14 protein-coding genes, 1 tRNA gene and 1 pseudogene are annotated in these 19944 nt (G+C 64.4%); 11 read left to right on the top strand and 5 right to left on the bottom strand.

The window, feature by feature from the left end; all coding sequences use genetic code 11:
* Window positions 1–288: 288 nt before the first annotated feature.
* The gene (locus tag I6F38_RS35705; RefSeq protein ID WP_057020892.1) at window positions 289–1191 is read left to right on the top strand and encodes an AraC family transcriptional regulator; all 903 of its coding nucleotides are present in this window, start codon (window positions 289–291) and stop codon (window positions 1189–1191) included.
* A 13-nt stretch (window positions 1192–1204) separates the two neighbouring features.
* Here the strand turns inward: I6F38_RS35705 and I6F38_RS35700 are convergent, their stop codons facing one another.
* Together I6F38_RS35700 and I6F38_RS35695 are read right to left on the bottom strand one after the other, a co-directional pair.
* Window positions 1205–2239, bottom strand: a complete 1035-nt coding sequence (locus tag I6F38_RS35700) for an aldo/keto reductase (protein WP_225163735.1) — start codon at window positions 2237–2239, stop codon at window positions 1205–1207.
* Window positions 2240–2261: 22 nt separating this feature from the next.
* Window positions 2262–3443: an MFS transporter gene (locus I6F38_RS35695; protein ID WP_225163734.1), complete on the bottom strand. Its 1182-nt coding sequence runs from the start codon at window positions 3441–3443 to the stop codon at window positions 2262–2264.
* Between the two features lie 100 nt (window positions 3444–3543).
* Between I6F38_RS35695 and I6F38_RS35690 the strand changes: the two genes are divergently transcribed.
* Together I6F38_RS35690 and I6F38_RS35685 are read left to right on the top strand one after the other, a co-directional pair.
* On the top strand, window positions 3544–4500 hold the full coding sequence (locus I6F38_RS35690) for a LysR family transcriptional regulator (RefSeq protein WP_225163733.1): 957 nt from the start codon (window positions 3544–3546) through the stop codon (window positions 4498–4500).
* 7 nt (window positions 4501–4507) lie between these two features.
* Window positions 4508–4996, top strand: coding sequence for an SRPBCC domain-containing protein (locus I6F38_RS35685; RefSeq protein ID WP_225163732.1), 489 nt, complete (start codon window positions 4508–4510; stop codon window positions 4994–4996).
* A 6-nt stretch (window positions 4997–5002) separates the two neighbouring features.
* Here I6F38_RS35685 and I6F38_RS35680 read toward each other — a convergent pair whose 3' ends face one another.
* Complete coding sequence (locus tag I6F38_RS35680) at window positions 5003–5752, bottom strand: class I SAM-dependent methyltransferase (RefSeq protein ID WP_225163731.1); 750 nt, start codon at window positions 5750–5752, stop codon at window positions 5003–5005.
* Between the two features lie 339 nt (window positions 5753–6091).
* On the opposite strand from I6F38_RS35680, the gene I6F38_RS35675 reads away from it, so the two are divergent.
* The 5 genes and pseudogenes from I6F38_RS35675 to I6F38_RS35655 all read left to right on the top strand — a co-directional run bounded on the left by I6F38_RS35675 (window position 6092) and on the right by I6F38_RS35655 (window position 14018).
* Window positions 6092–8467 carry a glucose/quinate/shikimate family membrane-bound PQQ-dependent dehydrogenase gene (locus I6F38_RS35675; RefSeq protein WP_225163730.1) on the top strand — a complete coding sequence of 792 codons (2376 nt, stop codon included), beginning with the start codon at window positions 6092–6094 and terminating at the stop codon, window positions 8465–8467.
* A 149-nt stretch (window positions 8468–8616) separates the two neighbouring features.
* Window positions 8617–9936: an Hsp70 family protein gene (locus I6F38_RS35670; RefSeq protein WP_225163729.1), complete on the top strand. Its 1320-nt coding sequence runs from the start codon at window positions 8617–8619 to the stop codon at window positions 9934–9936.
* Between the two features lie 132 nt (window positions 9937–10068).
* Entirely contained in the window at window positions 10069–11658 is a 1590-nt protein-coding gene (locus I6F38_RS35665; RefSeq protein WP_225163728.1) for an ABC-F family ATP-binding cassette domain-containing protein, read from the top strand.
* A gap of 863 nt (window positions 11659–12521) precedes the next feature.
* Window positions 12522–13150 (top strand): annotated as a pseudogene (locus I6F38_RS35660) (flavodoxin family protein).
* A complete protein-coding gene (locus I6F38_RS35655) occupies window positions 13134–14018 on the top strand; it encodes a sigma-70 family RNA polymerase sigma factor (RefSeq protein WP_225163747.1) in 885 nt (294 codons plus the stop codon). The pseudogene I6F38_RS35660 and the gene I6F38_RS35655 overlap by 17 nt, the downstream one beginning before the upstream one ends.
* 7 nt (window positions 14019–14025) lie before the next feature.
* Here I6F38_RS35655 and I6F38_RS43820 read toward each other — a convergent pair whose 3' ends face one another.
* Window positions 14026–14376, bottom strand: a complete 351-nt coding sequence (locus I6F38_RS43820; RefSeq protein WP_225163727.1) for a S24 family peptidase — start codon at window positions 14374–14376, stop codon at window positions 14026–14028.
* Between the two features lie 314 nt (window positions 14377–14690).
* Here I6F38_RS43820 and I6F38_RS35645 point away from each other — a divergent pair, with 314 nt between their 5' ends.
* Window positions 14691–15692, top strand: coding sequence for an ATP-binding protein (locus I6F38_RS35645; protein ID WP_225163726.1), 1002 nt, complete (start codon window positions 14691–14693; stop codon window positions 15690–15692).
* A 3-nt stretch (window positions 15693–15695) separates the two neighbouring features.
* Window positions 15696–18179: a S8 family peptidase gene (locus I6F38_RS35640; protein WP_225163725.1), complete on the top strand. Its 2484-nt coding sequence runs from the start codon at window positions 15696–15698 to the stop codon at window positions 18177–18179.
* 267 nt (window positions 18180–18446) lie between these two features.
* On the opposite strand, the gene I6F38_RS35635 is transcribed toward I6F38_RS35640, so the two are convergent.
* Window positions 18447–18536, bottom strand: a tRNA-Ser gene (locus I6F38_RS35635).
* A 213-nt stretch (window positions 18537–18749) separates the two neighbouring features.
* Between I6F38_RS35635 and I6F38_RS35630 the strand changes: the two genes are divergently transcribed.
* A complete protein-coding gene (locus tag I6F38_RS35630) occupies window positions 18750–19613 on the top strand; it encodes an alpha/beta hydrolase (protein WP_225163724.1) in 864 nt (287 codons plus the stop codon).
* The last annotated feature ends 331 nt before the right edge of the window (window positions 19614–19944 follow it).

Here is a 19944-nt window from a genome sequence, read left to right as displayed (position 1 = left end):
TCCTGTGTCTGGCTTCTCGCACGCACCTTCCCATCCGCGGTGTCGCCGGATGATGGTGCGTTGCGTCAATTTGGTCTCGGCCGCTATCGCCGAAACGCAGAGCAGGCTACGGGCCGTTCGGCCGCGCGGCTTGGATGAAACCGACAATCTCTGGAACGCGACCGTGCAATCGAGCACCGGCCGTTGGTCGGCTTGGCAAATGGCGAAAGCGGCCTATTCTGCGCTCAGCCGTCCGGCCAAGAACAAGAGGTCAACCGCGCCACCAATCCCAGGGAGGAGGCTCACGCGATGGGCCAGTTGATCACGGTCGAGGAGCTGCCGCGCTACGCTCCCGGCGAGATGAAGCTGGATAGTTTGTCAGTCGGGAGAAGCGATTTCCGGTTGCGAATTTTCCGCTATGCGCCGTCGGACATCTGGGTCCCGCCGTCGGCAAACTTCCTCCTGGTGCTCTATCGCGACGGCGTAACGTCGATGAACCGCCGCGTCACCGGCACATGGAAGCAGGATCAGGTCGGTCGCGGCGTCACGTCGCTCATGACGCGCGCAGAGCCGTCAAGCTGGCATTGGAACAACGACATTGAGGTCAGCCATTTCTACATCTCCCCTGCCCTCATGACGAAGACCGCGAGCGATGCCTTCGACCGCGACGCCGAAACGATCGAGATTCACGATCTGCTCAAGGTCGAAGACCCAATGCTGACCTGGATCAACGATCAAATGGTCCAGGAAGTCGCCGCGGGCGGTCCCGGTGGACGGCTCTGCTATGATGCGCTGGCGCTGCAGGCGAGCGTGCATATCCTGCGGAAATATGCGGCGATCGAGTTCAAGATGCCCTGCGCGCAAGGACGCTTTCGCCCGGCGCATGCCCGGCTGATCGAGGACTATATCGAGCAGAACATCTTCCGGAACATCACGCTGGAGGAGCTCGCGAACATCTGCAATTGCACGCCGGTCCAGTTCGCCCGCAAATTCCGCGTGCATTACGGCATGCGGCCGCATGCCTATGTCCTGCGGCGCAAGGTGGAGCATGCGTGCCAGCATCTCCGCAAGGACCGCGTCGCGCTGAAGGAGATCGCGCTGCTCGCCGGCTTTGCCGATCAAAGCCACCTCAATCGCGTGTTCCGGCAGCACATGAACGTCACGCCGGCGGAATATCGCCGGCAGGTCTGCGAACACACCGTCCAGGCGTGAGACTGCGACGGACTCACACCGGTGACGGGTTCAACCGCGCGAAGCCTTCCTGGATTCGGTAGGGGTAGTACGGATAGGCCGGCATCACCGCGCTCGCGCGGTCGAGACGCGCGATCTGGTCCGCCGAGAGCGACCATCCGACCGCGCCGAGATTGTCGCGCAGTTGCGCCTCATCGCGGGCGCCAATGATTACGGACGACACGCTCGGCCGCGCCAACAGCCAGGCAATCGCGATCTGCGGCACGCTGCGGCCGGTCTCCGTGGCTACCACGTCCAGCGCGTCGACGATCGCGTAAAGCTTCTCGTCGTCGACCGGCGGCCCGAACTGCGCGGTCTCGTGCAGGCGGCTGTTGGTCGGCAATGGCTGCCCGCGCCTGATCTTGCCGGTGAGACGGCCCCAGCCGAGCGGGCTCCAGACCAGCGCGCCGACGCCCTGGTCGAGCGCGAGCGGCATCAGCTCGGATTCATAGTCGCGGCCGACCAGCGAATAATAGACCTGGTGCGCCACATAGCGCGGCCAGCCGTGCCGCTCGGCGACACCGAGCGCTTTCATCAGATGCCAGCCGGAGAAATTCGAGGCGCCGACATAGCGCAGCTTGCCGGCGCGCACCAGCGCGTCGAGCGTCGACAGCACCTCGTCGACCGGCGTGAAGGCATCGAAGGCATGAAGCTGCAGCAGGTCGATATAGTCGGTGTTGAGCCGGCGCAGCGCGGCGTCGACCGCGGCGACGAGGCGATATCGCGACGTGCCGGCATCGAGCGGACCGTCGCCCATCGGCAGGCCGGTCTTGGTCGAGATCAACACCTTGTCGCGGCGACCCTTGATCGCGGCGCCGAGGATCTCCTCCGATGCGCCGTTCGAATAGACATCGGCGGTGTCGAACAAATTGACGCCGGCCTCGAGGCAGATGTCGATCAGCCGTCGCGCCTCGCTGGCGTCGCTGCGGCCCCAGGCCGAAAACAACGGCCCCTGGCCGCCGAACGTGCCGGTGCCGAAGCTCAGCACGGGGACCTTCAGGCCGGATGCACCGAGATTGCGGTATTCCATGGTCATGCTCCCTTGATCCGATTCATTCCGCCGGGCACTGCGCGGCGAGCGCGACCGGCCGATCGAGGCGCAGGCTCCACAGCGCGAGCAACAGGCCGATTGCAGTGATGACGGCTGCCACCAGCGGCAGCGCGCCGAGGCCGAGGCCGCGATCGATGGTGACGCCGCCGGCCCAGGCGCCGAGCGCGTTGCCGAGATTGAACGCCGCGATGTTCAGGCTGGAGGCCAGCGTCCGCCCTTCGACGCCGGCGGCTTCGAGCACGCGGAGCTGCAGCGGCGCCACGGTCGCGAACGCGGCGATGCCGAGAATGAACAGCAGCACGACCGCCAATGCCTTGATCGAGACGACGGCCGTCAGCGCGACGAGCACAGCGGCGAGGCCACCGAGCGATACCAGCAGCGCCCGCGCAAGTCCCTTGTCGGCAAGCCGTCCGCCCGCGACATTGCCGATCGCAAGGCCGGCACCGAACACCAGCAGGATCGGCGACACCGCGGCGTCGGAGAAGCCGGTGAGCCGCGTCAGGATCGGCTGCACATAGGTGAAGACCGCGAACAGCCCGCCGAAGCCGAACACCGTCATGGCAAGTCCGAGCAGCACCTGCGGGCGGCCGAGCACGGCGAGCTCCTCGCGCAGCGGCGCAGGCTTGTCGTTGGCGCCGACATGGCCGGGGACCAGTACGGCCAGCACGATGAACGCGACGACGCCGATCGCCGCCACCGCCCAGAACGCCGCGCGCCAGCCGAGCATCAGCCCGAACCAGGCGCCGAAGGGCACGCCGAGCAGGGTCGCAACCGTGAGCCCGATGAACATCGTCGCGATCGCCGACGCGCGCTTGTCTTCCGGGACGAGGCTTGTCGCCACCACCGAGCCAACGCCGAAGAATGTGCCATGCGCCAGCGAGGTCAGAATGCGCGCCGCCATCAAAAGCCCGTAGCTCGGCGCCAGCGCACACGCCGCATTGCCGAGCGTGAAGATCGCCATCAGCGCCAGCAAAACCGCCTTGCGCGGCATCCGCCGTGTTGCCAGCGTCAGGATCGGCGCGCCGACGAACACGCCGAGCGCATAGCCGGAGATCAGCAAGCCTGCCGCGGATACGGATACCTGCATGTCGGCGGCGACCTGCAGCAGCAGTCCCATGATGAGGAATTCGGTGGTGCCGATACCAAAGGCACCGGCGGTCAAGGCAAGAACTGCAGCAGGCATGTGTCGCTCCGGACAAAAGGATTCCGCAAAGCGAGATAGCGGTCCGGGCGGGGAAGGATTAGAATGGCCGCAATCCAATCATTTGTGACTTGAATTCAAGATGGCCCGCACCGACACCAACCGCTCCGGCGAGATGGACGTATTCGTCCGCGTCGTCGATCTCGGCGGCTTCACCGCTGCCGCGAACAGCCTGCGCCAGACACCGTCCGGCGTCAGCAAGCTGGTCTCCCGGCTCGAGACCCGGCTCGGCACGCGGCTGGTCAACCGCACCACGCGCAAGCTGCAGCTCACCGAGGAAGGCCAGGCCTTCTACCAGCGCGCCCAGCGCATCCTCGCCGATATCGACGAAGCCGAACGCGAGGCCGCCTCATGCGTGCCGCGCGGCCATCTCACCGTGAACAGCAACATGCCGTTCGGCATGCTGCATGTGATGCCGCTGCTGCCGCGCTTCATGCGCGAACATCCCGATATCACGCTCGACATCGTGCTGACCGACACGCTGGTCGATCTGATGCAGGCACGCGCTGATATCGCGATCCGGGTCGGTCCGCTCGGCGCCTCGCGGCTGATCGCACGCAAGCTCGGCACCAGCCGCATGGTGGTGGCCGCCGCGCCGTCCTACCTCGCGCGCTTCGGCACGCCGAAGACGCCGGCCGACCTCGCCGCCCATCGCGGCATCGGCTGGACCTTTCCGCGCAGCATCCGCGGCTGGCCGTTCCGCCGCGCCGAGCGAATCGAGGAAGCGCTGCCGCCGCCGGTCGCCCGCGTCAGCGACGGCGAAGCCGCGCGTCAGCTCACGCTTGGCGGTGTCGGGCTCGGCCGGCTGGCGCTGTTCCACATCGGCCCCGATATCGAGGCCGGGCGTCTGGTGCCGGTGCTGCAAAACCTCAATCCCGGCGACCGCGAAGACATCCACGCGGTCTATGTCGGCCATGCCGGCCCGCTGCCGGCGCGGGTCCGCGCTTTCATCGATTTTCTTGCGCAACACATCCGCATCGGCGATCCCTCGCTGCGGCGCGGCGCCGATGGAAAATGGAAGGTCGTGGGCGACAAGTGAGCATTCGATGATGCACGAGTCCCCGGCCTTCCAGTCCGTCACCGGAACGATCCGCATCGCCGCGGAGCCAAAGCAGGTGTGGGACGCGATCATCGACCCCAAAGCGGGCGAGAGATGGCGCAACGCGCATTTCAGGACCGATTGGCGGATCGGCGCGCCGATCGAGATCGAGGCAGAGATCGGCACAAAGCGCTATCGCGACAGGGGCCGCGTCCTCCATGTCGAGCCGCCGATGCGGCTCGAATACTCCTATTGGTCGCAAGTCTCCGGCCTGCCGGATGTTCCGCAATCCTATGCGACGATCACGATGACGCTCGTGCCTGACGGCGGCGAAACGGTGCTGACCGTCACCCAGCAGGTGCCGCCTTCGCCGATGCGCCGCGGAAGCGGCTGGGAAATCGGGCCCGACTCGGGCGCCAAACACGTTGCCTTCTACTGGCGCATGACGCTGCCGCGCCTGAAGCAGGCGGTCGAGCAAGGACGCGCCGCGCAATAGCGTGGTCTAGGCGCGCTTCAGCAGGAAGAGCTGCGTGACATAGGGGAACACCACTTCGTCGGCGTCGCCGAGACCGGACTCACGCAGGATATTGTCGGTTTTGTCGCGAAGAGCCGCCTTCTCCGCATCGGGCAAATTGGCGACATAGCTCGTCGATGCGATGCGCTCGAAGACGTCCTGTCGCCTCATCCGGTGCGGATGGTCCTGCACGATTTCCTTCTCAAGCACGAAGCGCGGGTCCTTCAGGATCCAGCGCCAGCGTCCGGTCCGCTGCCGGGGCGTGTCGCCCGCATAGCCCTCGATCATGATGGACAACGCGTCGACCCACGGCGTGCGGTCATCCCGGTTGTTCCAGACCAGCGCAAGCGTCCCGCCGGGATCCAGCAGTCGCGCGATCTCGGCCACCGACGGCTCGTTGTCGAACCAGTGAAACGCCTGGGCGCAGGTGACGAGGTCGACGCTGCCGGTTTCGAGATTGATCGCATCGGCGCGCGTGTTGATGACCTCCACCCCGGCTTCCCTGGACAGCCTGGCCGACATCTCGGCGACGGGCTCGACCGCGACCAGGCGCGCAGTCGCGGGCAAATGCTGCAGCAGCAGGCGGGTGAATTTGCCGGTTCCGGCACCGAGGTCGACGGCACAGCGCGCGGCCGCAAGCGGCAGCGCGGCGACGATCTCCGCAGGGTAGCTCGGCCGGCCCGCCTCGTAGGCGGCGACCGCGACACGATAATTCTCGGCAGTGGGGTTCAGTGTCATTGTTGCTTCTCCTGCGTGCCAACCATCCGCGGTGCGATCCGCGGAACGGTATAGAGCAGCGCCTGCACAGGACTGGAAGAGCGCGTCGATTCAAAATTCGCTGAAGATCTCTCACCTTTGCGTCAGCCCCGCAGCTCCACTGCTCCCCGTTGAAGATGCGCGCATTTTGAATGATTTGCTTCGGCGGGTTTCGCATAGCAACCTTACGCGCTTGTGGTGCATCAACGGCGCAGTTCCAGGTTGCAAGTTGCGGTTGGCTGAACGACAGTCCGCGATGGCGGACGCGGCCTGTCGCGCTTGTGCGGGACAAGCCCGATCCTGCCCCGCACCGGAGCGACCATGCAGCGATCCAGGGCAGTCTTCATCACGGCTATCGTCTACGCCCTGATCGGCCTGGTCCTCGCGGGCGGGGGCATTTGGCTCGCCGCACTAGGTGGATCGCCCTTCTACATTGTCCTCGGCGTCGGCATTCTCGCCACGGCTGCGCTGTTGCTGGCGCGGCGCCATCAGGCGCTCTGGCTGTTTGCGATCGTGCTGCTCGGCACGCTGGCGTGGGCCGTCTATGAGGTGCGGTTCGACTGGTGGCCGCTCGCGGCGCGTGGCGACATCATCTTCCCCATGGCGCTTTGGCTGCTTACGCCGGTGATCGTTCGTGCCCTGACACGAAGCGGGCCGGTGCCTTACATGCGCGCGACGGCCCCACTCTGGATCGGCGTCGTCGCTGCTGCGGCGGTGCTCATCGCCGGGCTGCTGTCCGGCTATCACGACATCAACGGCACGATTGCCGAGTCCGGCTCTGCCGTGCCGCAAAGCGAAGCCGACCCGCAGCCGGACGGCGACTGGCGCGCCTATGGACGCACGCAATTCGGACAGCGCTATTCGCCGCTGAAACAGATCACGCCTGACAATGTCGGCAACCTCAAGGTCGCCTGGACCTTCCGCACCGGCGACGTGAAGACACCAGACGATTCCGGGGAGACGACCTTCGAGGTCACCCCGATCAAGGTGCGCGATACGCTCTATCTCTGCTCGCAGCACCAGGTGCTGTTTGCACTCGACGCCAAGACCGGCACGGAGCGCTGGCGCTACGACCCCAAGCTCGTGCACAACAAGACGTTCCAGCACATGACTTGCCGCGGCGTCTCCTATCACGAAACCGCGCAGGGCGCCGTCGACTCTGGCGGCAATTCGGCGCCGGCCGAATGCCCGCGGCGGATCTTCCTGCCCGTCAATGACGGCCGCATGATTGCGCTCGATGCCGACAGCGGCAAGCTCTGCGATGGTTTCGCCGATCACGGCATCCTCGATCTGCAGCAAGGCATGGGGATCAAGACCGCCGGCTTCTTCGAGCCGACGTCGCCGCCGGTCGTCAGCGACAAGATCCTGGTCGTGGCCGCCGCGGTGATCGACAATTATGCGGTCGAGGTGCCGTCGGGCGTGATCCGCGGCTTCGATATCTATACTGGCAAGCTGGTCTGGGCCTGGGATTCCGGCGCGGCGGACGAGAACGCATTTCCGTCGCCGACGCGGCATTACACCAACGGGTCACCGAATTCCTGGATCACCGCCTCGTTCGATCCGAAATTGAATCTGGTCTACATCCCGACCGGCAACAACGGACCTGACATCTGGGGCGGCAATCGCGATGCGCTGGTCGAGCGCTATTCCAGCGCCATCGTCGCGCTGGACGTCAACACCGGCAAGCGCGCCTGGTCGTACCAGACCGTGCATCATGATCTCTGGGACATGGACGTTCCCTCGCAACCGAGCCTGGTCGATGTGACGACGAGCAAGGGCGTCGTTCCCGCGCTGATCCAGCCGACCAAGGTGGGCAACATCTTCGTGCTCGACCGCAGGACCGGCGAGCTGATCGTGCCGGCGCCGGAACGCGCGGTGCCGCAAGGGCCGGCGCCCGGCGACCGCTCTGCACCGACCCAGCCGTTTTCCGAACTGACCTTCCGCCCGGAGGCTAAGCTGACCGGCGCCGACATGTGGGGCGGCACGATCTTCGACCAGTTGCTGTGCCGGATCATGTTCCACCGCTTGCGCTACGAAGGCACCTTCACGCCGCCGTCGTTGCAGAGCACGCTGGTCTTCCCGGGCAATCTCGGCATGTTCGAATGGGGCGGCATTGCGGTCGATCCTGTCAGGCAGATCGCCATCGCCAGCCCGATGTCGTTGCCGTTCGCCTCCACGCTCATTCCGCGCGGTCCGCTCAATCCTCCGGCGCCGACGGCCGAGAAACCGGTCGGCAGCGAGGTCGGGGTGCAGCCGATGTACGGCACGCCGTTCGGCGTCGGCATCTCGAGCTTCCTCTCGCCGCTCTCCGTGCCGTGCTACCGGCCGCCATGGGGCTCGATGGCCGCGATCGACCTGAAGACGATGAAGATCGTCTGGCAGCATCCCAACGGCACGATCCGGGACACCACGCCGCTGCCGCTTCCATTCAAGATGGGCGTGCCGATGCTGGGCGGGCCGATCACCACCGCCGGCGGCGTTGCGTTCTACACCGGGACCTATGAGTACACGATCCGGGCCTACGACGTGCGCAACGGCAAGGTGCTCTGGGAGGATCGCCTGCCGGCCGGCGCCCAATCGACGCCGATGAGCTACGAGGCCGGCGGCAAGCAATACATCGTCACCGCGGCCGGCGGCCACGGCTCGTTCGGCACCAAACGCGGCGACTACGTCATCGCCTACGCGTTGAAGGATTGAACTCCTCCGGGATGGGAGCCGCATCCGGAATGACGCGGTGGTGATGAGACGTTGGGCCTGAAATGAGTTCCGCGATGCCCAGACGGGTTGGCAAATCCGGCCAAAGCCGCTAAAGGTCCGCCCCCTTTCACAGACAATCCGAGCATGACATGTCGAGCGCCCCGCCCGCCGTCTCGATTGGCGTCGATTTTGGCACCAGCAACACCGTGGTCGCGCTGTCCGACGGCGATGGCCGCGTCGAGGCTGTTCGCTTCGACCACGGCGGCCGCACGCATAGCGTCTATGTGTCCGCGCTGTGCTTCTGGGAGGAGCGGCCGGGCGCGGGCCTGCATCCGCGCGCCGAGGGCGGCCCGTGGGCGATCGAGCAGTTCCTCGAGGGACGCACGATCCATCGCTTCATCCAGTCGTTCAAGACGTTCGCGGCAAGCTCGGCCTTCAACACCACCCAGATCTTCCGGCAGCGCTACAAGTTCGAGGACCTGCTCGCGGCGTTCCTGCGCACGCTGACGCGCCATGCCGGCGAAGGTTTCGATTTGGGCACGCCGACCATCATGGTCGGCCGTCCGGTGAAATTTGCGGGCGGCAATCCCAATGACGAGCTCGCGATGCAGCGCTACCGCGCTGCGTTCGAGCGGCTCGGCGCCGGCCATGCGCGCTATGTCTACGAGCCGGTCGGCGCGGCGTTCTCCTTCGCGCGCACACTGGACCACGATGCCACGGTGCTGGTCGCCGATTTCGGCGGCGGCACCAGCGACTTTTCCGTGATGCGGTTCTCGCGCAAGGGCGGCGTACTGCGCGCCGAACCGCTCGGACACGCCGGCATCGGCATCGCCGGCGACACCTTCGATTACCGCATCGTCGACCACATCGTCTCGCCGCGACTCGGCAAGGGCACCAGCTACCGCTCGTTCGACAAAGTGCTGCCGATCCCCAATCACTATTATTCGAGCCTTGCCCGCTGGCATCAGCTCGCGATGATGCGGGGCAATGGCGATTTGCGCGAGTTGCAGCAGCTCGCGCGCACCGCGCTCGATCCGGCGCCGCTGCACGACTTCATCACCATCGTCGACCACGATCTCGGCTTCGCGCTTTATCGCGCCGTGTCGGACACCAAGGTCGCGCTGTCGAGCCGCGACCGTGTCGAGTTCCGCTTCGTCCGCGACGGCATCGATATCGGCGCCACCGTGACGCGCGACGATTTCGAATCCTGGATCGCCGACGACATTGAACGGCTGGGCGCGACGGTGGACGAGGCGCTGGCCAAGTCCGGCATCACCGCGCGCGACGTCGAGAAGGTGTTCCTGACCGGCGGCACCTCGTTCGTGCCGGCCGTGCAGCGCCTGTTCGCCGAACGCTTCGGCGCGGCGCGGCTGACTTCGGCGGATCAATTCGAATCGATCGCCTACGGCCTCGCTTTGATCGGCCACACGCCCGATCCAGACCGCTGGACCTTCGCCGAAGCCGCGTGACGGCTGGCTTCGCGCCTTGATCCCGGCTCAATCGACGACTACATCACGTCAACCATCAATCCCTGAGGATGCCGACGGCCATGGATTTCACCCTGACAGCAACGCCCATCAGCCTTGCCCTCGGGGATATTCATGCCTGCATCGATCGCGCTTTCTCATCTGACCCTGTCCGCGCCTGACGGCCGGGTTCTCCTTTCCAACATCGATCTGAACTTCGGACCCGAACGCACCGGTCTTGTCGGCAGGAACGGCGTCGGCAAGACGACGCTGCTCGGCCTGATCGCGAGGGTGCGCACGCCGCAATCCGGCACGGTCTCGGTTCAGGGACGCGTCGGGATGCTGCATCAGACGGTTCAGCTAAAGCCGGACGAACGCGTCGTCGACCTGTTCGACGCGCGCCGCGCACTGGCCGCGCTACGTCGTGCCGAACAGGGCCTTGCGAGCACCGAGGAGATTGCCGACGTCGACTGGACGCTCGACACGCGCATCGCGGCCGCGCTCGAGCGCGTCGGACTGAACGATGCACTCGACGCGCCGCTGGCGACGCTGTCCGGCGGCCAGGCCACCCGGGCGCGCCTCGCCGCGCTGACCTTCGCACAGCCCGACTTTCTGCTGCTGGATGAGCCGACCAACAATCTCGACCGTGCGGGACGCAAGGCGGTGATCGACCTGCTCGCCGACTGGCGGCAAGGCGCCATCATCGTCAGCCACGACCGCGAATTGCTGGAGACCATGGATGCGATCGTCGAACTGACCTCGCTGGAAGCCAGGCGCTACGGCGGCAATTGGAGCGCGTATCGCGCACGCAAGGCGATCGAGCTGTCGGCAGCACGGCACGATCTGGCCGATGCCGAGAAACGCCTTGCCGAGATCGATCGCAACGCCAAAGAAGCCAACGAACGGAAGGCGCGCAAGGACGGCGCAGGTGCAAGGAAGCGCGCCAAGGGCGATCTGCCGCGCATCGCCGCCGGGCTGCGCAAGGACCGCAGCGAGGACAGCGGCGGCGAGAACGCCCGTCTCGCCGAACGACGGCGGGCGCAAGCGCTCGAGCTTGCCACCGCGGCGCGGCAGCGCATCGAGGTGCTGCAACCGTTCGCAGTGCAGCTGCCATCGACGCATCTGCCGGCGAGCAGGATGGTGCTGCGGATCGACGCGGCCGACGTCGGCTACGGCACGGAAGCGCCGATCCTGCGTGACGTCACCTTCTCCATGTCGGGTCCGGAGCGCGTCGCGATCACTGGCCCCAACGGTGCCGGCAAGACGACGCTGCTCAAGCTCGTCAGTGGCGACCTGACCGCGGCGCGCGGCACCGTCGAGGTGATGACCCGGTTCGCCGTGTTCGATCAGGCGGTCAGCCTGCTCGATGCGTCGGCCTCCATCCTGGAGAATTTCCGCCGCATCAATCCGGACGCCGGCGAGAACGCTTGCCGCGCGGCGCTGGCGCGATTCATGTTCCGCGCCGATGCCGCGCTGCAGGCCGTCGCGAGCCTCTCCGGCGGCCAGTTGCTTCGCGCTGGTCTCGCCTGTGTGCTGGGCGGCGTGATGCCACCGCCACTCCTGATCCTCGACGAGCCGACCAATCACCTGGATATCGAATCCATGGAAGCGGTCGAGGCCGGCTTGCGCGCCTATGACGGCGCGCTGCTGGTCGTCAGCCACGATGAGGCCTTCCTCGAGGCCATCGCGATCACCCGCAGACTGGATCTCGCGTCGTGGAGGTGACGCGGAGCGCGGAGCAATTGCCTTTACGCAATCAATGTTCGAACGGCGAAGATTGATCAGGAAAGTGAACAGCCGAGCACGCGTCGCCTTGGGGTAGGTCGTAAGGCGCGGTGCTCGGCTGTCAGGCCGCGCGGCGGTGCGGCCATCCCGCCAGCCTCGCTTGTCCCCAAGCGCGAGGCCGTCGGAGTTGAATCTGGTCTGTTGCTAAATCCGCGCTGTCGAATGGAGCGCGTTTCTCCAAAGGGCAAATGCGACGAAGCCAGCGAGCAACAAAAAGCCGCCACCGGCCGCGATCAAGACATGCGCGAGCGTCATCTTGGAACATCCCAATTGAAAGGCTTCATGCGGAGCGATATGCGCCGCAACCTGGCAATCAAAAGCACTTCAAAATTGATTTGCCCCGCCGGCCGCCGCCGGACAGCCCGAAAGGTGGCTGGCACTGCGCTCTGCCCACCCTTCGATTTCAGAGCGGTCGTCCAGCCACTCGGCTGTTGCCGCTCATCGTGCGGTTCGTCACACCGCTCAATGGCCACGAGGATAATCGATAAAACTTTATCGACAATCGAAAGGAAAAATTAAGGTTACCGACGCGACCGCTCGAGGTTCGACCCCGGTGGCCGATACCTGGTGACGATGGACGGGATTGTCGGGGTCATCCTTCGGCGAGGCTCGATCGCGCCCCCTGACCGCGGCTCCCGCCAAAATATCGAAAACAACCCCATGCAAAGGAGCCGGCGGCCACCGCTCCGGCCTGCGTGGCGGTCAATTGGAGCAACATCCTCCGGACGAAAATTCGCAGGGCATGTCACGTTTCGACGCGCTGCCTTGTCTTGACTTCTGCAAGGGCAGCAGCAGAGGACAGCATGCACACACTCGGAACCGGCGGCGGTCGCACCCTGATCGCAATCGTCTATCATAGCGCCTATGGCCATACCCGACGGCAGGCGGAGGCCGTCAGGTCCGGCGTCCAGGATATCCATGGCGCAGAGGCGCTAAACAGAACTGGGATCGGCTGATGGATGCGGAAGCGCTGATCTTCGGCACGCCCACCTACATGGGCGCCGCCTCCGCGGCCTTCAAAGCCTTTCAGGAAGCAACGTCACGCGCGGTGATGTCCAAGGGCTATCGCTGGAAAGACAAGCTCGCCGCAGGCTTCACCAATTCGGGGGCACACGCCGGCGACAAGCTGTCCACATTGATCCAGCTTGCATTGTTCGCCGCACAGCATGGCATGCATTGGGTCAATCTCGACCTGTCCCCGGGGAACAACTCCGCATCGGGATCGGAGGCCGATCCGAACAGGCTGGGGTTCTGGCTCGGAGCCGGCGCGCAGTCAAACACCGACGAGGGTGCGGACACCGCACCGCCTGACTCCGATCTCGCGACCGCCCGTCACCTGGGACAGCGGGTGGCGAAGACGGCGCTGCAGTTTGCGCGCGGCCGGGACGCGGCCTCGGTGCCGTTCCGGTGGCGTCATGACAGATGCAGCTGAACCGTCTGCTGCCGAGATCTTCGCCGAGTTGCGGCCACGCCTGATCCGGCTGGCCTATCGGATGCTGGGCTCGGTCGCCGACGCAGAGGATGTCGTGCACAGCGCCTGGGTACGCTGGCTCGCTGCCGATCGCGATCAGATGCGCGATCCCAAGGCAGTCTTGCACACCATCGTCACCCGATTATCCCTCAACGAATTGAAATCCGCACGGCGCCGGCGTGCCGCCTATGTCGGACCGTGGCTCCCCGAACCATTCTTCGACCCCGAAGCAGAGGAAGCGGCGGACGATCTGATCCTGCCGTTGATGATTGCCCTGGAACGCCTGTCGCCTTTGGAGCGGGCGGCCTTTCTGCTGCATGACGTGTTCGGATTGGGGTTCGATGCCGTATCCGAGACGATCGGGCGCGAGGCTGCGACCTGCCGCAAGCTTGCCAGCCGCGCTCGCGTGCATATCCACGACGCCAAGCCCAGATTCGTCGTCGGCAATGAAGAAGGCCTGCGGCTCGCAAATGCCTTCTTCACGGCCACACGGACCGGCGACCTTGCTGCGCTCCGCGCCATGCTCGCCGAAGATGTCGTGGTCTACGCCGATGGCGGTGGCCGGGTCCCGGCGCCGACAGAGCCTCTGGTCGGGCGTGATGCCGCGATGGAGCGTTTCGCGGGGCTCGCCCGTCTCTTCGCGACGCATCCCTCACGATTGATCCGCTACGCCACCATCAACGGATTGCCGGGCTTCATCACCATCGAGGACGACCTCGTTCAAACGACAGCGTTGCATGTCGAAGGACAAAAGGTTGTTGCGATCTATGTCACCCGCAATCCCGATAAGCTGCAAAATGTGCCTGATGTGACGGGATGGCGAAATTGATTTTGCTTCACGCGTCTCCGCTCAGCGCGGGCGATAGCGATAGACCAGATCGTCTGCATCGTCTCACGGCGCAGTTGGATCGGGCACACCACCGAGGCGCTTCAACGATGGCGATGCCATCCGCGAAGATGCCCGCACTAATCATGCTGTCGCCAGCGATCCGGACGGCGAACGTGGCCGCGAGGTTCTCCACGAGCAGTTCGTTGAAGTCCAGCGCGCGGTCCAGATGGTCATCGGCGGGGGACGGAAAGCCAGCCGCGACCGTCGATCCGGACAGAGGAACGGTGCCCGGGTCCGGGTGTGGATATCGAGGAAGCCGTTGATATCTCCGGCCCGCATCGGACGCTGGGCGAATCACCGTGCGAAGTCCGGGGCCATACAGGTAAGCGGACGACCCTGGTGGGTTCACCGAGTGGCCTGCCGCGACGGAGTCTTTGATTTTTCATAGCGGGTCGCCCCGAGTTTCGGTTACAGATATTCAGGTGGCCGGGCCGGCTTCCAGCACAATCTTTTTGCGGATTTGCTGGCGAGGCACGAGGCCGCAGTGGCGTTGGCTTTTCAACCTGTTCGTAACACGTGTTGTCATACGCTAGCGCCGCACGCCGGTTGCAAAAATGCGTTCGTGGATGCGCGTCGCTGGTGTAGGATTCTGGAAGACGAAAGGCGTACCCGGTGTCCAACGCAAAACAAATCCTGGCCATGCTCCGCAGCCGCGCGGAAGGCGACGAAGATTCATTCTTTTCTATCGCCCTCCAGGTCGCAGCTGCCGAAGCGCGTCAAGGTCACCGGCAGATTGCGGATGAACTTCGCTCGGAAATCGACAAGGCCCGTGCGCGGACTGGTCGCGGCCAGTCGGTCGCGATCCCGTTTTCGACACCGCGCGGCGTCCTTGAAGGTTTGCTCGAACACCGCGCGCCGCGTTTCACTCTCAAAGATGTCGTGCTGAACGATACGCTTGTCGGACGGATCAACGATGTCCTCCGCCAGCAGCGGAAGCGCGACTGGCTGCGCGAGCATGGCAAGACCCCGAGCCGTTTATTGCTCCTCGTCGGCCCGCCCGGATCGGGCAAGACCATGTCATCGGAAGCGTTGGCGGGCGAACTGCATCTGCCGCTCTATGTCATTCGCCTTGAGGCGATGATTACGCGCTTCATGGGCGAGACAGCTGCGAAGTTGCGCCTGATTTTCGATGAGACGGCCAAGCGCCGTGGCGTATATCTGTTTGACGAGTTCGATGCTGTCGGCGGGCACCGCACGGCGAATAATGACGTGGCCGAGATGCGCCGTGTCCTGAATTCCTTCCTTCAGTTCATGGAAGAGAGCAATTCGACGGACAGTGTCATCGTATGCTCGACGAACCACCCCAAGCTGCTCGACCGCGCATTGCTGCGCCGCTTCGACCAAGTGCTGGAATTCGATGCGCCGACCTCGCAGCAAATCCGCAAATTGATTTCTGCCAGTCTTGGCAAAATGAAGATCCAGAAAGCGAACTGGAAAGCAATCGTGGCTGCCGCGAACGACCTCAGCCAGTCCGAGATCGTGCGCGCCACCGACGACGCGGTGAAGACCGCAATTCTGGACGAACGTATTGAATTGACCACGAATGATATTCTCGACCGCCTGCGTGAGCGTCACACCATGCGCAGCGCGTTCATGGAGTCGAAAGGCGCGTGATAAATGGCGTCGCGGTTCGCGCTTCCTCACATTGAGATCACGCGCTTCAAATCGCAGCAGGACTATTCCGGAGTGGGTGGCGGCGGCAGCTCTGCCGTGCGCATCCGCGAAGAACATGGCCGTCGTCTTCAGGCAGAACTCGACGCCGCGTTCAAACTTGCGGAGAAGTTGCGCCCAAAAGACGACCGCCTGTCAGCGCCGACAACGTCCATCATCGAGGTCGAGCTGAGGCGCGGCGCCGATCCGGAGACACTGGACCGCAAGAAGGCCGATATCCGTTCGAGCGCGGCGAAGGCCAATGACCGCGACGACCGCACGGTTGCGGTGTTTGTGCCGGACGGGTCGAAAGAAGTTCTTGCGAAAATTCTTGATGACTATCTGAACGGCCCTCTTTCGGAGGAAGGAAAAAACCCGCCCAACAAGAGGATGGTCGAAGCGATTGAGGCGTTCCGCGCTGCCCGGCTTGAAACGGTGTGGACCGACGATCCGGCGGCGCTGCCGACGGACCCGCAGCACCAGATGTGGTGGGCGCTGTGGTGCTGGCCGGAGGCGGAGACGAAGATCGAAGAAGCGTGCGAACGCCTGAAAGTCCGCGCGGCAAACAAGGACCGGCGGCTTTATTTCCCGGATGTGACGGTCATTCCGGTGCTCGCGCCGCGTGCAGCCATTGAACTGACGCTGTTCCTGACGGGCGCGATAGCGGAACTTCGGCGCGCAACGGACAACCCGACCTTTTTCCTCGATGAAGTCCGGGGCGAACAGCACCCGTGGTCAGATGATCTGGCCGGACGCATTCAATGGCCGGGCAAGAACGCCCCCGCCGTTTGCGTGTTCGACACTGGGGTTAATCGCGGACACGCGCTGATTGAACCGGCACTGGCTGTTGCCGATTTGCACACGCTCGATGCTGATTGGGGCGTGGATGACCAGCATGAGGATGGCCATGGCACCTCCATGGCGGGCATGGTTCTGCACGGCGACCTCACGGCAGCGCTGGGAGATGCATCCGAACGTCAACTCAAACACCGTGTGGAGTCGGTCAAGCTGTTGCCACCCGATGGCTTCGATGAAAACGAACCGGCCAGCTATGGCGTGCTGACGCAGGCAGCAATTGCGTTGCCCGAGATTGCCGCTCCGGCACGCCCGCGCGTGTTCTGCATGGCGGCTACGAATCTCGATGTTTCGGGTGCGACTCCCTCAAGCTGGAGCGCAGCCATCGATCAGGCAGCCTCCGGATCGATGATCGGCGACGAAGAGAATGCCCCGAAGCGCCTGATCGTGGTCGCTGCTGGAAATATCAGCGCCGAAATCGACGCCGCCAAAATCCAGCCGCAGGACACTTACCCGATTGAAGACCCGGCACAGGCATGGAATGCTTTGACTATCGGTGGATACACCGATCTCGTGGATGTCCGGGACAAGGGATACGAGGACTGGTCGCCGATGGCGGTGGCAGGGGATCTCAGTCCGCACAGCCGTACCAGTGAGACCTGGCCTCAGGGGAAGGCGCCGTTCAAACCCGAAGTGGTGATGGAAGCCGGTAACCGCGCATACAATCCGAAGCACACCGAGGCATTGACGTTCGGATCGCTGTCGCTGCTTTCAACCGGCAGCAATACGACGCGCGCGCCGCTGGTGCCGTTCCAGGCCACCAGCGCCGCGTCCGCGCAAGGTGCCCGGCTGGCAGCGCGGGTCGCTGCCGACCATCCGGAATATTGGCCGGAGACTCTGCGTGGCCTGATCGTCCACAGCGCGGAGTGGACGCAGCCAATGCTCGACGCCTTCGACGGGACAGACGGCAAGAAAGAAAACTACGCGCTGGTACGGCGGTTTGGATACGGCGTGCCCGACTACGACCGCGCGACCGCATCGGCGAACAACCATCTGGCCCTGTTCGCGCAGGCGGACATACAGCCGTTTAAGCTGGACGGGCAGCGCAAGTTCAACGAATGCCACTATTACACGTTGCCAATCCCTGCGGACCTGCTGGAGAGGCTGGAGAACGAGACCGTCGCCCTGAAAATCACGCTGTCGTACTTCGTGGAGCCGAACCCGGGGTTGTCGGCCAACGTCGTACCGCAGCGCTACCAGTCGTACGGCCTACGCTTCGATCTGCGGCGCAAGGGGGAATCGCTCGACACATTCAAGAAGCGTGTGAATGCGGCTGAACGCGAGGATCCCAAGAAAGGTCCCCGCGTCGAAGCTGACGACAATCGCTGGCTGCTCGGTCCCGACAGTATTTCAGCCGGGTCGATCCACTGTGATGTCTGGTCTGGTCCGGCTATCGAACTGCTCGGACGCGATACGTTGTGCATCAAGCCGGTCAACGGCTGGTGGCGCGACCGGGCCGGAAAAGAATACGTCAACAAGAAAGCCCGCTATGCGCTGATCGTCACGCTGAAGGCGGCGAACGTTGACGTGGACCTTTACACGCCAATCAAGACGGTTGTTGACATCCCGGCAGCGGAGATCGAAACGCCAATCTGAGAGCCACCGATCAAACGGGCGGACGCTTGTCTATGGCCGGTGCAGGTGAGCCGGAAACCTGCTGGTCCTGCTCGTGGGTGCCTAGGGACGGCTAAACGCCCTTCGGTCGATGGGTCTGAAAGCAACGCTTTCAGCGGGAGAGCGAAATCTCCCTGCGCGTGGTCCAGCGGCAATACGCTGGCGGCTACCGCGCTGAAAGCGGGTTTCGAACCCCGAAAACGACCCATTCAGAATCTTAGAGGGGTTTTGGGATCGATCTTGAGCAAATGGCGGAGAGGGAGGGATTCGAACCCCCGATAGGCTTGCACCTATGCCGCATTTCGAGTGCGGTGCATTCAACCACTCTGCCACCTCTCCAGTGGCCCGGGTGATTTGCGCCACCCGCGGTCGGGGCGTGTTCTAGGCGAGGATGGCGGGACAGACAAGGCGCTGCAATAATATTTCCGTCACCGACGCCTCGCCCCGTCAAAGCACCGGGGCAGCGGGAGAAAGCGCGCGGAAACAAAGCGCTAGCAGAACAGTTCTGGCTCGATCGGCGCGCGAGCGAACCAGCCGGAGCAGGAGCGGGCCATGGAGCATGTGACGATTCGAGCCAATGGTGCGGCGTTCCACGTCGCGCGGACCGGCACTGGGAGACCGCTGCTGCTGTTGCACGGCTGGCCGGAATTCTGGCTGACCTGGAGGCCGGTCATGGCGCGCCTCACAGACCGCTACACCCTGATCGCCCCCGACCTGCGCGGCTTCGGCGACAGCGACAAGCCGCAAGGCGCCTATGGCCCCGATCAGCATACCGACGACATGCTGGCGCTGCTGGACGCGCTCGGCGTCGACAAGGCCGGCGTGGTTGGCCACGACGTCGGTGGCGCCGTGATGCAGCCCCTCGCCCGCAAGGCGCCCGACCGCATCGCCGGATTGTTTTTCTTCGATTTCGTCTATCCCGGCATCGGGCCGCGGATGGCCGCGCCCGACCGGCTGAACCACATCTGGTACCAATCGTTCCACCAGATGGAGATGGCGCCCGCGCTGGTCGGCGCCAGCAGAGACAGCTGCCGCACCTACATCGGTCATTTCCTGCACAACTGGTCGCACCGCAAGGCCGCGTTCGACGACGTCGTTGAGGATTTCGCCGACAATTTCTTCAAGCCCGGCAACCTCGCCGGCGGCTTTGCGCATTATCGCGCGTCACATGCGGGGCGCGTGAAGATGATGCAGGGCGAAGCCCCGGCGCTGCCACCGATCGCGGTGCCGACCTGCATCCGTTGGGCGGAGCACGACCCGCTGTTTCCCTATGCCTGGACCGACCGGCTGGGCGAGACCTTCTCCAATCTGGACCTTGGGATGTTTCCCGATGTCGGGCATTTCCCGCATCGCGAGGACCCCGACCGCTCGGCCGCCGAGATCGCCGGCTTCTTCGAGCGGATCAATTGGAAGTAGAAGTGGTGGGACCGCCAGGACGCGACAAAAACTGGCGGTCCCGTGCCGCTTCTTAATATTGCTGGCCGGGAAGTGCGGCTTCGCCGGTCGGCGGGAGCGACACGGTCCACGGTAGCGAGCGACGTCGAAACGGCAACGCGAACCCGATCTTAACCTAACCGATCAACCTTACCGCGCGTAATCCGGGGCCGCTGGATCTGCGGATGGAGGTGCCCCGGATTTCGCGGAGCCTGTCATCGGGCGCGCATTCGCGCGACCCGTTGGCTGCATCCGGGCTACGCATGCTTACCTCCCCTTGAAAAGGGGAGGTCGCGTTGCTCGCCAGAGCAAA

The organism is Bradyrhizobium sp. BRP56 (assembly GCF_020194035.1).
GTDB classification, from domain to species: Bacteria; Pseudomonadota; Alphaproteobacteria; order Rhizobiales; family Xanthobacteraceae; genus Bradyrhizobium; species Bradyrhizobium australafricanum.
This window is presented reverse-complemented; position numbering and strand designations above follow the sequence as displayed.